This is a genomic window from Paenibacillus sp. J2L1-98, assembly GCF_056269405.1.
Genome location: NZ_JBWDNW010000004.1, coordinates 277630 through 290217, shown reverse-complemented (window position 1 = coordinate 290217; position 12588 = coordinate 277630). Strand labels below are relative to the sequence as shown.

Genomic DNA, 12588 nt, shown 5'->3' with positions numbered 1-12588 from the left:
AGTTTTGCCTGGCTTTGTACAACTCCTTATTTGTAGTACTATGTATACGAGCCCTTCCCTTTTTTAGACCAGTTTTGTCCATAAAATCCTAAGGGGGAACAAAAACATGTCCAATCCCGAAAATTATAGCCTTAATAGCCGTAAAGTGGCTGAGGCTACAGACGAATGGCTCATCAAACGCGGAGTGACAAAAATGGCAATCGCCGAGCTCGTGCATTTTTTGCAAAAGGACTATTTTCCTGACTTGACGCCTGAGGATTGCATGATGCATGTCGATGCTGTCCTATCGAAGCGCGAAGTGCAAAATGCTGTACTGACCGGCATTCAGCTCGATATACTTGCCGAGGAAGGCAAGCTGATGGCACCGCTGCAGGATATGATTAAGCATGATGAGGGTTTGTATGGCTGCGATGAAATATTGGCGCTGTCCATTGTCAATGTGTACGGCAGCATCGGATTCACAAATTTCGGTTACGTCGACAAGCTGAAGCCGGGCATTCTGGTTAAGCTGAACGATAAAAACGACGGGGAGATTCATACGTTTCTGGACGATATCGTCGGGGCTATCGCAGCGTCGGCAGCGAGCCGGATCGCGCATCGCAGACAAGCGGAACGGGAAGGCTTCACGCAGCCTCCGCTCGATTAATAATCAACTTGCTTACGCAGCAGGATTTTGCTATTGCAATATCTTAAGGAGGGCATGCCGTGAATTACGACATTTATTATAAAGGCGCATTTGCCATGCTGAAAGTGAAGCTGAATCCGGGTGAGAGCGTTAAAGCCGAAATGGGCGCGATGGTTTCCATGTCGCCCAGCATCGACCTTAAAGGCACAACCGATGGCGGATTTATGCGCGGGCTAGGAAGAATGCTGAGCGGGGAAACGTTCTTTTTTCAAGAAATGACAGCTGTTCGGGGGCAAGGTGAAGTCCACCTTGCTCCTCCCTCCCTCGGCGATATTGAGGCGATCGAGCTCGATGGCTCCTATAAACTTTACGTGCAGAAGGATGGCTTCTTGGCTGGCACCAGCGGCATCGAGGTCAACACGAAGATGCAAAATCTAGGCAAGGGACTCTTGTCCGGCGAAGGTTTCTTTATCATTGAAATCAGCGGCAGAGGCACCGTGTTTCTATCTTCCTACGGTGCAATCCATGCGCTCAACCTGAATCCCGGCGAAGAGGTCATCGTTGATAACGGTCACTTGGTCGCTTGGCCGAGCTATATGAATTATTCGATTGAGAAAGCATCGAAGGGCTGGCTGTCCAGCTTAACGAGCGGTGAAGGCATCGTGTGCCGCTTCCGCGGCGAAGGCATCGTTCTTATCCAAACACGCAATCCTACCAGCTTCGGAGCCTGGTTGAAAAAATTTATACCCGGCGGCAGCTAACAGCAATAGAACTCATAACAAAGGATCAGCTTGTCCACGGACAGGGCTGGTCTTTTTTGTTTATACCTGTTCTATCCCTTTTAAAGCATACAGCCCTAGAGCTAAGATAAATTTATACCGAATATTAAGGGAGATGTTTTATTGACTGAACTAGATGAACTTGTTTCACAAGTGCTATCAGCTGCAAAGCTGCTCGGACTAACGGGAATTACTCCTGTTATCCTAAGTAAAGGCGGAAACGTGATTATCCATTTGGCTCCCCATCCGATTGTTGCCCGGGTGGCCGCTGTCCTATCAGAAGAAAATAGTGAACTCGCATACCGTATTCTTGAACGGGAGCTGAGGGTAGCACGTCACCTGCAAACCAGTGGCGTCCCAGTATTGTTGCCAATTCATAATGCAGGACCTCACAATGTTAATGGCAAGTGGGCGACATTCTGGAGCTATGTGGCTCTTACACAATTAGAGCCTGTTTCGCCGGGACATGCAGTATCATTGGTCAATGACCTCTCCTTAGCAATGAAAAGCTTGTCTTTCTCAATTCCCGTGCTCGGTGTGTGGGAGCGGGCATGCCAGGCTGCCGCAAGGCTGGGAGAACAATCAGATCCCCGTATACAAGCTTTATTAGAGGTTTTTGTTAAGGTGGATAAACAAATCCGTATGATTGCACCTGAAGCCCTGATTCCTGCTCATGGAGATGCTCATGCCGGGAACCTGCTGCCAAGCCCTGAAGGCTGGCTCTGGACCGATTTTGAGGATGTATCATTAATGCCGGTCTGCTGGGATCTGGCTTCATTTGTTGGCAACCTTGTCTTATTCAACGGTATTCAAGAGCCAACCTATAAGTACATGCTGAATAATGCGGAGATTATTGCCGATAAAAAAGCATTTGAGCTTGCGCTTAGCGCACGAACACTCATGTCTACCTTATCCAATCTCGATTTAGCACTCGCAGGCCATGGAAATTTGGCATTCGCAACTCGGCAATTGGAGCTTGCCGGACCGTTTCTATATCATCTTAATCCGAACAGATGAAAACAGGGCTGCCCTTACCGGTCATATCGACCTTCAAGAGCAGCCCCGTTATGGATTAATTATTGCCGTTCAGAAACGTCTTATTCGGTAAATAGTGCAGGGCGCGGACGAAACGAATCGTTTTGGTCTTAGCCCGCATGACGATCGAATGCGTCTCGGCTCTTTGGTCCGGGAAATACTGCACGCCGCCCAAAAACTCGCCTGGCGTAACGCCCGTTGCCGCGAAATAAACGTCGCCCGTTCCGATCATATCCTCCATCGTAAGCACCCGGTACGGATCCTCGATTCCCATCTGAACGCAGCGGTTATATTCGTTGCTGTCAGCCGGCATCAAGCGCGCCTGCAATTCTCCGCCCATACATTTCAGCGCTGCCGCTGCTATTACACCCTCCGGCGCTCCGCCCGAGCCTACATATAAGTCGATCCCCGCTTCCGGGAACGCTGGCGCCATCGCACCGGCTACATCGCCATCTGATAAAAACTTGATGCGGACGCCAACCTTGCGCAGCACCTTAACGATCGATTCATGACGCGTCCGGTCCAAAATCATAACCGTTAAATCCGATACCTTCTTATTCAATGCGTTCGCCGCTTTGGTAAGCGTCACATCCATCGGGTCTGTAATGCTTAGCTTGCCAACTAGCGCGGGACCGAAGGCCAGCTTCTCCATATACATATCCGGCGCATGCAGCAGCTGCCCTTTGCCTGCGACTGCGAGTACGGACATCGCGTTATTTAATCCTTTCGCCACGATTTCCGTTCCTTCAAGCGGATCAACCGCAACGTCAACTTCCGGACCGTTGAGGCTGCCTACTTCCTCTCCGATATAGAGCATTGGCGCTTCATCCATTTCCCCTTCGCCAATAACGACTGTCCCGCGAATCGATACGGAATCAAACATCGCGCGCATCGCCGACGTTGCTGCGCCGTCAGCGCTATTCTTATCGCCTCTCCCCATCCAAGGCGCGGATGCGAGTGCCGCTAATTCCGTTACACGTACTAGTTCTAATGCCAATTCTCTCTCCATAATCCAGTCTCCCTCTGATCTCTTATTACGGAATAGATAATTAGCGTGCATGTTGAGATCATTTCCGTTATTTAATATGTATCATATATTCATTTATGTCGCAATATATATTTTAAAATCTTCATAAAATCATCATTATTTCAACACTTCATTTATTCATGCCAACCGTATCCGCTTAATACAGCAGCAAAAGAGCGTGCCCACACAGGAAACTACCTGTAAAGACACGCTCTGATGGCGATTTTTATAAACAAGATAAAATACGCTCATACCTAACTTCCGCTGATGCTATGGCGTCACTGCGGAATATTGATAGACGCCATCTGCAAGAATAGACGCAATCCGGGCTTTACGCTCCAAATAAACCAAATGCGCAAGAGTCTCCGACATCGCGAATCTCATTTGATGGGCATTGCCGTTCAAACGGCTGCCGAATAGAGCCTCACACATGCCATAGGCGGTGCGGGGTTCTTCAGCGAGCATCGCAGCCATTTTGTCGAGCCTATGTTCGTGATGCTGCTGCAGCTCCGCAATCCGGCCTTGAAAATCGGTAAAAGGATCGCGATGTCCGGGAAAAGCAAGCTTGACCTCGTATTGACTCAGCTCATGCAAGCTGATTAGAAAGGCTTCCAGAGGATTGCCCTCCTCACCCGGCACGAAGCTAACATTCGGCGAAATATCAGGAAGCACCTGATCGCCGCATATCATCCACTGCCTCTCTTTCTGATAGAAGCAGAGCTGGCCGTTCGCGTGACCGGGCGCATCGATTAAGAGCCAGCTTAGCCCGCCGAGCATCATATGGCTGCCTGCCTCGAAGTAAGTTACATCCGGCTGCGGCGATACCATGCTCACAAACGTTTCAAGATTTTCCGCAATAGCTGCCCTTAACGTTGCCGGCATTCCATGCTCCGCGTAGAGAGATTGCAGCTGCTGAGAAAATACGCTGCCTTCCCCCCACAAACTTACGGCATAGGCATGGGCCCCGCGGGTCATAAACACTGGCGCCCCGCTTTTTTCCTGCACATAACCTGCCAGCCCGTAATGGTCGGGATGCTGATGCGTCAGAACGATCCGCGTTATATCCTTCCATAGCAAGCCATGCTGCTGCAGAACAGCAGCCCACACGTTGATTGCTTCATCCGTTCGCAGGCCGGGATCAATGAGCGTATAGCCCTGCTGCTCGGGAATCAAATAACTGTTCACCCATTTCAGTGAAAAAGGTACAGGCACCTTTACCTGCAGCCAGCCCTCCTGCCAAGATGCCGAATGAACGGCTGCTTCCTCTGCATTTTGCTTGTTCATTGTCATCTCGCCTTTCCTGCCATGATCATACGGGGGGAGAGTGCCGGATCATATTTCGAGCCGTCATAATTACCGTAAAGCTGATCCAAAGCCAGCCCGCAAGCTGCCAGGTGACGATCAAACCAATCCAGCTTGTACAGCCTTACCCGTTCCAGATACTGCCTTGGTTCCTCCTGTGTCTGCGGATCGGAAACCGTAATCTTCTTCTGCACCCAGCCATCCTTAATCGACCGGACCTCTTGAATAAGCAAGCCCGTTCCCTCATCCATGCGTTCCGATCTTGGCACTAAGTTTTGCTCCACATAATCGGGATTAAGAAAATCGATGAGAAACGAACCGCCCTCGCGCAGCACTCTTCGAATTTGGCGCAGCACGTTAACATTATCCTCTTCATTCGAGAAATAACCGAAGGAGGTAAATAAATTGACCGTCGCATCGAAGGAGCCTCCCTCGAACGGCAGCTCGCGCATATCGCCCTGCACCCAGTTCACGAGTAAGTCCTCATCATGACGATGCGCTTCTTCGAGCAAAATATCCGATAAATCAATGCCTGTTACCTTATAGCCAAAGCTGGCCAGCGCTATGGCATGCCTTCCCATTCCACATCCGATATCCAGCACCTGAGCGTCTTTAGGCAGCTTCAGCCACGCGATCATTTTGCAAACCTCTTTATTTGCGTTATCCCAATTGCGATGTTTATAGACTAGCATATAGTCTGAGCCGAAGCTCTGTTCGTACCATGGTTTCATTGTATTGCTCTCCTTCATTATAAGCCAGCGCGCAGCAAATCGTTATGATTGCTTAATTGTACTTGAATTCCTTCATCCTCGCAAAACAGTTTCAACCAGGCATGATTTTTGGTTTTTGGTGCAAACTATGGAAGCTTATCCAGTTATACCGCTAAACATTAGCAGCTGAACGAGGGGGAACCGGCATGAATGAACGTATTCGCTTATTGTTTGCCGAAGCGGTCGATATCAAATTATCAACGTTGCAAAATAGCGAAATGACGATTGAAATCGCCTTTATTGCCCCATTATGCGAAGTAAATAAAATAAACGATTTCATCATCGTCCCATTCTCTAAAGCGGAAAATTCTTTTCAAAATCAATTGGACACAAATCCTGATTACAAGATAATCGAGGATGTCGCCAAATGGCAGGAACTGCTGCTGCGCGGCAACGTGCTGATCGAAGCCGATGAAATCATTTACTCGTTCAACGTTTCCCGTATCATCAGCATTGAAAATCCGCAAACGCAGGTTGAAAGCGCCATTCAAGGCCCGCAGCTCGCGCTTAGCGAAGACGTATTCATATCACTCAATCTGATCCGCAGCATGTATCCGTCTCCGGATCTGTCTGTTGAGGAGCATTCGATCGGTTCATTGTCCAAAACGCCTGTTTTCGCCTTATTCGATCAACGCCGGGTCGATCCGACTGTGCTGGATAACGTTCGTACGAAATTAACGACTATTAATGTAGAAATGCTGCATGCTGCAGGCGAGCTGGAGAAGCTGCTGATCGGCAGACGTAAGCATTTGTTTCCTACTGTCCTCATTACGGAGCGTCCCGACCGTATAACCAAAGCGCTTTCCAGAGGAAAAATTATTATTCTCTTAAAAGGGAATATGTTCGCTATTATTTTGCCTGCGATCTTTTTCGATTTCATGCATGCGGTGGAGGATGATTATGATGCTTATTGGATGACCCGATTCCTCATATTCCTGAGGTACGCATCCATTATTTTGACGATCACCCTGCCTGCACTTTATATCTCGGTCGTCTCCTACAATCCGGAGCTGTTCCGCGTGCAGCTTGCCTTCTCGATTGCGGGCAGCCGCTCCGCCGTCCCCTATCCGTCGTTCGTCGAAGTGTTTATAATGCTCTTCATGATCGAGACGCTTATTGAAGCCAGCATACGCTTGCCGCGCTACATCGGATCTACGGCCACGACCGTCGGAGGGCTTATCCTTGGACAAGCCGCGCAGCAGGCAGGACTCGTCAGCAGCATCATGATCATCGTTACCTCAGTCGTTGCGATCTCGAATTTCGTTATTCCTGTTAATACGCTTTCATTCGCCGTCCGCTTTTTGAAGTATCCGCTTATCGGCATCTCCATATTTTTTGGCATCACCGGCGTTGCTGTAGGCATGTTCATTTATATCACCTATCTATGCAACCTTAGAAGCTTCGGGAAACCGTATATGCGCATTTTCGGAAAATTACGGCCGTTAGAAGGCGATGTCGGGCAGGTGAACACCGAGTGAACCGCTATTTCTTTTACAACTTCATACTCGTCAGCTTCATCAATTTGATGCTGTATGTACCGCATATATTAATTCAATTTCGGTATAGCGGAGCTGTTTCTTCCATGCTGCTTGGTATTGTAATAGGCTCGATACTCGTCTATATGTATTCGAGCGCATTGGCCCGCTATCCGGAGAAAGGGTTGCCTGAAATATTAAAGCTGCATTGTCCGAAGTGGCTCGTATCGATCTCGATGGTATTTTTTGCGGCAATGTGGTGGTTTGCAACGACGATTGTAGTCGTCGCCGGCGCCATACTCATCAACCGTTTTTTCAATCCCGACGCGAACGTGACACTGCTGCTCGCAATGCTTGTCCTAGCTTGCGGTTATGCGGCCACACGTTCTACACTCTCCGTAATGTTCATCGTCGAGATCGGTCTGATCGTCAATGCGCCGATCATTATGTTTGTCATGTTCAAAGCGGTGCGAAGCCCGCAGTTGAACTGGGATGCGATTCGCGTCGTTGCTAATTACGTAACCAAGATGCCAACCTTGACTTCAGTTGCGGCTGCGACCTTTATTTTTACCGGGTATATCAATCTATCGATCTTTAACCGGCTCCTCCCGCCGAATTTCCGCTTTAAATTCCGTTGGATATACCCGCTCTTCGGCATCATGATTTTGTTTATTACTTTTTTTGTGCCGATCGGCTTTCACGGAACGGAAGGCGTTAACCAATACATCTACATTTGGAGCCTTACCGCCGACTCGATGCTCATGCAATACGGGTTTATTGAACGCATCCTATTTCTTTTTCTCATCGTTTATTTGAATTTAACGCTCGTCTACACAATGTCAGGCTGGCACCAAGCGATGGAATTAATCAAAAGCTGCTTCCGGAACAGCAAGCCGGAAATCGACAGCCCCAAAACATTGATATCCAACTACGTTATCGTTGGTATTTTCGCATCGCTCACCATCCTTTATCACATGCTTACGAACGAGAAGATCAACATGTACATTACATCCTTTTGGCTCGTTTTCCGAATGTTCGTTGAAATTTTGACCGTCATTTGGGTATTCGTGCTAAGTCGAAGGAGGTCTACAGCTGCTTGAGGCTAACAAACAGAATCCTGCTGGCGATCATCGTCCTTGGCATGCTCAGCAGCTGCGGCTTTAAAGACATCGACAAACGCTTCTTCGTCGTCGCGCTCGGGCTCGACATGTCCGACAACGAAAAAAAACCATATCGCATCACGCTTCAGCTGGCTGTACCGTCACCGAAAATCGAGCCTGGCGCATCCAAGACGCAAATCGAAACGATTGAAGCCGAAAGCATTTCAGAAGGCGTTCGCATGCTAAAGGCTTATGTCGACAAGGAGCTCGATTTCGGGCATTGCAAAGTGTTTATCATCGGCGAGAAGCTGGCGCGCAAGGACTATCGGGATCTTCTTCAATGGATGATGAGACGAAGAGATATTCAAAGCGTAGCCGATATCGCGATTGGCAAGCCGGATGCCGAGAGCCTGCTTAAGGTAAGGCCGGTCTCGGAGCGTTATCCGGGCAACACGCTGTTTCTCAGCTTTGGCGCAGACGGCACGGAATCCTCTTATACCTACGTCGAATCTTTGTCGGACTTTTCCCGGCGCGCTACGGAGGAGGGGCTTGATCCTCTCATGCCCGTTATCGTCAAGGATAACAAGCAAAGCTTTATTATCAATCGTACGGCGCTGCTGAATAAGAAGAAGGTTAAGCTCGTTCTATCGCCGCCTGAATCACAGCTGTATAACCAGCTTGCCATGGATTTCACCAAGTCCTCCATGCATGGCATGTTTGAAGGAATTAATCTTGTCGTCGCCCTCACTGAAATTCATTCTAAATATCATATTGGCAAGCAGAATGGTGAAGAGACGATTACGATGGATATCAAAATGAAGGTCGTATTCGAGGAAGCGCCAAAGGGACTCTATGAGAGGGATTGGGCGTCAATCGAGCGGCAGCTGAACAAAATATATGCCAAATCCTGCGTTGCCCTTCTGCGAAAAATCCAAAAGGCGGGTGTAGATCCGGTTGGGTTTGGACTGCGGTACCGCGCGACTCATCCCGGGTCGGGCGCTTGGAAGCAATGGGAGTCCATTTATCCAACGGTCAAATTCGTCGTCCGCGCGAATATCAAAATTGAAGGCACCGGGCTTATCAAATAAAAGCCGCGCAGGTCTCCTCCCGCTGCAAAATAAGGGGTGCCCCAGCAGACTTATCGTTTGCTGAAGCACCCCTGTTTGCGTTGCTTATACTTATTTGCGCAGCAGCCTGTTCGTTTGACGGAGCTCGTTAATCGTACCCGCACCTATACCAAACATCGCTGTACGCAGTTCAAATTCGATACGTTCGAATTGCTGCAGCAGTTGCTCCTGCGAAACCTGATTGCTGCCGCTCGCCGCTTGCGGCAGCAGCACCCGTCCAAAGCCCGCCATATTCGCTCCCAGCGCGATGGCTTTCGCTGCGTCAACGCCGGTACGCAATCCTCCGCTTGCAATAATATTCGCATCCGGAAGCCGCTCGCGAATCTCCACAACGCTTTCAGCTGTCGGTATTCCCCAATCTGCGAACGACTCGGCTGCCTGCCTCCGCAGCTCGTCATTCGAGCGGAATTTCTCGACCTGGCTCCAAGAAGTGCCTCCCGCTCCCGCTGCATCAATAAACGATACGCCGGCCCCGGCAAGCGCCGCGGCCGTATCTGCATCGATTCCCCAGCCGACCTCCTTGACACCGACTGGTACTTCCAATGACTTACAAACCCGTTCAATCGATGAGAGCAGATTGCTGAAATCCGTATCCCCCTCTGGCTGGAATACCTCCTGCATGCTGTTGAGATGCAGGACGAGCGCATCCGCTTCGGCAATGTCTACCGCTCTGCGGCAGGACTCCGCTCCAAAACCATAATTAAGCTGTACCGCGCCTATGTTAGCAATAACAGGCACAGTAGGCGCATCCTTGCGGATGGAGAACGAAGCCGCAAGCTGCTCATTTTCAATTGCGGCGCGCATGGAGCCTAAGCCGATCGCCCAGCCTCTTGCTTCCGCCACCACGGCCAAACGGCGATTAATGGCGCCCGCTTCATCCGTTCCACCCGTCATGGAGCTGACGAGCAGCGGGGCACCGAGCTTTTTGCCAAACCAGTCTGTATCCAGACTCACCTCGCGGAAGGATAGCTCGGGCAGCGCATTATGTTTAAAACGATACCGCTCCAAACCTGTTTCTATACCAACGCTGTTTACTTGCTCCTGCAAGCAAATGCGAATATGCTCCCCTTTACGTTTCGCGGTTGCCGCTTGCTGATCTACCATCATGCTTGTTCCTCCCGAGCGTACACGGCTTACGCCTGTTATAGCGGCGCAGCTCACGTTTCGCTTCTCTAATAATTACCTACTAGCATAGCATAATTTTCTGATTCCCGCTTCCAGCTCCATCACTTTGACACACGATGTTAACTGATTGAACTTTTATGCTAATGATGCTGATACATTAAGCCGGTTATCATTTTTATGATTTTTATGATTTTTAAAATCATTAATTTGATCTTTACAATCATTTTATATTGTTAATCCGTCGAAACTCATATAGAATATAAGTAACGAATCCGTCGAGGAGGCACATAAATGGAAATGATAATATTTGATACACAGCAGGAATTGGACGCTTACGCAGCGGAGCTATTCATAAACATCGTAAACGAGAAGCCAAACGCGGTGCTCGGCCTGGCAACGGGATCGACACCTATCGGAATTTATGACAAAATAGTAGAGTCTTACAAGGAGAACAAAGTAAGCTTCAAGGAAGTAACGACGTTCAACCTGGACGAGTACGTCGGGTTAAAGCCTGAAAACGACCAAAGCTACGCTTATTATATGAACAAGCATTTATTTTCACACATCGATATCCCATCGGAGAAAACGCATTTGCCGAACGGCATGGCACAGGACATCGAAGAGGAATCCGCCCGTTACGACGCTATGCTTGATGCTCAGCCTGTTGATGTCCAGCTGCTTGGACTCGGCCATAACGGTCATATCGGATTTAACGAGCCTGATATCAATCTGTCTGGCGGTACGCATGCCGTGAAGCTGAAGGCGGAAACTCTTGAAGCGAACGCCCGCTTCTTCGATTCAATGGATGAGGTGCCCAAATATGCGATCACGATGGGCGTAGGCTCGATTTTGAAAGCGAACACGATCGTTTTGGCCGTCCGCGGGGCGGACAAAGCAAACATTGTAAAGGAAGCTTTGACGGGGCCGATCACAACCAGCGTACCGGCTTCATTGCTGCAAACACATGCACGCGTAATCGTTCTGCTCGATCGCGAGGCAGGAAGGATGTTGGGTTAAATGACTGAAAGCTCTGCTAACTGGCTCATTCATCATGTGAATATCGTGCTGGAGGACCGAGTCGTTACCGGAAGTGTCATCGTTCATAAGGGTGAAATAACACAGATTATTGCTGAAGATGGCGAGGATGCAGCAAGCGCTGCGAAAGAACAATATTACTCCGTAGATGGGCGGGGAGGCTGGCTGCTGCCCGGCTTTATCGACGTTCACGTGCATGGCGGCTTTGGCGCTGATTTTATGGATGCAAGCAGCGGCAGCTTCGATACCATTACTAAATTTCACGCCTCACAAGGCACAACAGCAATGCTCGCTACGACGATGACCGCTTCGAAAGATGGCATAGAAGCCGTACTGTGCGCAGTATCGGATTACCGAAAAGCCGCAATGCCTTATGCTGCTCTGTTAGGCGTCCATTTAGAAGGCCCCTTCATTAGCGAGAAATGGCCCGGCGCACAAAACCCTGCCCACATCATGGCCCCGCAGCTTGAATGGATCAAGAAATGGTATGCCGACTGGCCCGGTCTCATTCGTCAGCTTACGCTGGCTCCGGAAAAGGCAGGCGCGATCGAAACGATCGTTTGGCTCGCCGAGCAAGGCATCATTACGGCATGCGGGCATACCGATGCCGTCTATGATGAAATAATAGCCGCGGCAAATGCCGGCCTAACGCAGGCTGTCCATTCGTACAATGCTATGCGCGGTCTGCATCACCGCGAGCCGGGAACGCTCGGCGCCGTTCTAACCGATGACCGCATCGCTGCTGAACTGATCGCCGACGGCATCCATGTGCATCCGGCGGCGATCAAGCTGCTGCTGGCCGCGAAGCCTGCAGGCAAAGTTATCCTGATAACGGATGCAATGGCAGCAGCCGGCATGCCGGACGGCGAATACAGCCTAGGCGGTTTAGCCGTTATCGTGAAGGGTGGCGAAGCGCGTCTGCAGGGAGGCAATGCCCTTGCAGGCAGCTGCTTGACGATGATTGGCGCAGTCCGCTATATGCTGGAGCATACGAATTTGACGATTACCGAGGTCAGCCGCTTAGCGAGCGGCAACGCAGCGAAGCAGCTCGGTATGAGTGACCGCACCGGCTCCATTGCAATCGGCAAGCAAGCCGACCTGGTCTTGACCGATGCGAAGCTGAACGTTCAACAGACCTGGGTGCAGGGCCGCTCTGTTTACGAGCATACGCTAGGCTAGATAGACATG

12 protein-coding genes are annotated in these 12588 nt (G+C 49.9%); 8 read left to right on the top strand and 4 right to left on the bottom strand.

Translation table 11 applies throughout. From position 1 onward, the window contains the following. The first annotated feature begins 106 nt into the window (after positions 1–106). The 3 genes from AC0YNZ_RS11520 to AC0YNZ_RS11510 all read left to right on the top strand — a co-directional run bounded on the left by AC0YNZ_RS11520 (position 107) and on the right by AC0YNZ_RS11510 (position 2421). Positions 107–646 (top strand): phosphatidylglycerophosphatase A family protein, encoded by a 540-nt coding sequence (locus tag AC0YNZ_RS11520; RefSeq protein WP_475826734.1) that lies wholly within the window; start codon positions 107–109, stop codon positions 644–646. Positions 647–705: 59 nt separating this feature from the next. After that, positions 706–1386, top strand: coding sequence for a TIGR00266 family protein (locus tag AC0YNZ_RS11515; protein WP_475826733.1), 681 nt, complete (start codon positions 706–708; stop codon positions 1384–1386). A 141-nt stretch (positions 1387–1527) separates the two neighbouring features. Beyond that, positions 1528–2421, top strand: coding sequence for an aminoglycoside phosphotransferase family protein (locus AC0YNZ_RS11510; protein WP_475826732.1), 894 nt, complete (start codon positions 1528–1530; stop codon positions 2419–2421). 55 nt (positions 2422–2476) lie between these two features. On the opposite strand, the gene glpX is transcribed toward AC0YNZ_RS11510, so the two are convergent. The 3 genes from glpX to AC0YNZ_RS11495 all read right to left on the bottom strand — a co-directional run bounded on the left by glpX (position 2477) and on the right by AC0YNZ_RS11495 (position 5499). Continuing rightward, complete coding sequence (gene glpX, locus AC0YNZ_RS11505; RefSeq protein WP_475826731.1) at positions 2477–3448, bottom strand: class II fructose-bisphosphatase; 972 nt, start codon at positions 3446–3448, stop codon at positions 2477–2479. A 288-nt stretch (positions 3449–3736) separates the two neighbouring features. Continuing rightward, positions 3737–4750: an MBL fold metallo-hydrolase gene (locus tag AC0YNZ_RS11500; RefSeq protein ID WP_475826730.1), complete on the bottom strand. Its 1014-nt coding sequence runs from the start codon at positions 4748–4750 to the stop codon at positions 3737–3739. Between the two features lie 2 nt (positions 4751–4752). Then, positions 4753–5499 carry a class I SAM-dependent methyltransferase gene (locus AC0YNZ_RS11495; RefSeq protein WP_475826729.1) on the bottom strand — a complete coding sequence of 249 codons (747 nt, stop codon included), beginning with the start codon at positions 5497–5499 and terminating at the stop codon, positions 4753–4755. A gap of 185 nt (positions 5500–5684) precedes the next feature. Between AC0YNZ_RS11495 and AC0YNZ_RS11490 the strand changes: the two genes are divergently transcribed. From AC0YNZ_RS11490 to AC0YNZ_RS11480, 3 genes are read left to right on the top strand one after another with little or no spacing between them, the layout of a single operon-like run. Next, positions 5685–7016, top strand: a complete 1332-nt coding sequence (locus AC0YNZ_RS11490) for a spore germination protein (protein WP_475826728.1) — start codon at positions 5685–5687, stop codon at positions 7014–7016. After that, complete coding sequence (locus tag AC0YNZ_RS11485; RefSeq protein WP_475826727.1) at positions 7013–8113, top strand: GerAB/ArcD/ProY family transporter; 1101 nt, start codon at positions 7013–7015, stop codon at positions 8111–8113. Before AC0YNZ_RS11490 ends, AC0YNZ_RS11485 begins: the two co-directional genes overlap by 4 nt. Beyond that, positions 8110–9201, top strand: a complete 1092-nt coding sequence (locus AC0YNZ_RS11480) for a Ger(x)C family spore germination protein (RefSeq protein WP_475826726.1) — start codon at positions 8110–8112, stop codon at positions 9199–9201. Before AC0YNZ_RS11485 ends, AC0YNZ_RS11480 begins: the two co-directional genes overlap by 4 nt. 90 nt (positions 9202–9291) lie before the next feature. Here AC0YNZ_RS11480 and fni read toward each other — a convergent pair whose 3' ends face one another. Then, complete coding sequence (gene fni / locus AC0YNZ_RS11475; RefSeq protein ID WP_475826725.1) at positions 9292–10347, bottom strand: type 2 isopentenyl-diphosphate Delta-isomerase; 1056 nt, start codon at positions 10345–10347, stop codon at positions 9292–9294. Between the two features lie 309 nt (positions 10348–10656). Between fni and nagB the strand changes: the two genes are divergently transcribed. Next, entirely contained in the window at positions 10657–11382 is a 726-nt protein-coding gene (nagB, locus tag AC0YNZ_RS11470) for a glucosamine-6-phosphate deaminase (protein ID WP_475826724.1), read from the top strand. Then, positions 11383–12579, top strand: a complete 1197-nt coding sequence (gene nagA, locus AC0YNZ_RS11465) for an N-acetylglucosamine-6-phosphate deacetylase (protein WP_475826723.1) — start codon at positions 11383–11385, stop codon at positions 12577–12579. Positions 12580–12588 lie beyond the last annotated feature (9 nt).

What these genes read in the sequence shown, in the direction of transcription:
- AC0YNZ_RS11520 (WP_475826734.1), top strand. Translation starts at nt 107, where the DNA reads ATGTCCAATCCCGAAAATTATAGCCTTAATAGCCGTAAAGTGGCTGAG.
- glpX (WP_475826731.1), bottom strand. Translation starts at nt 3,448, where the DNA reads ATGGAGAGAGAATTGGCATTAGAACTAGTACGTGTAACGGAATTAGCG.
- AC0YNZ_RS11500 (WP_475826730.1), bottom strand. Translation starts at nt 4,750, where the DNA reads ATGAACAAGCAAAATGCAGAGGAAGCAGCCGTTCATTCGGCATCTTGG.
- AC0YNZ_RS11495 (WP_475826729.1), bottom strand. Translation starts at nt 5,499, where the DNA reads ATGAAACCATGGTACGAACAGAGCTTCGGCTCAGACTATATGCTAGTC.
- AC0YNZ_RS11490 (WP_475826728.1), top strand. Translation starts at nt 5,685, where the DNA reads ATGAATGAACGTATTCGCTTATTGTTTGCCGAAGCGGTCGATATCAAA.
- fni (WP_475826725.1), bottom strand. Translation starts at nt 10,347, where the DNA reads ATGATGGTAGATCAGCAAGCGGCAACCGCGAAACGTAAAGGGGAGCAT.
- nagB (WP_475826724.1), top strand. Translation starts at nt 10,657, where the DNA reads ATGGAAATGATAATATTTGATACACAGCAGGAATTGGACGCTTACGCA.
- nagA (WP_475826723.1), top strand. Translation starts at nt 11,383, where the DNA reads ATGACTGAAAGCTCTGCTAACTGGCTCATTCATCATGTGAATATCGTG.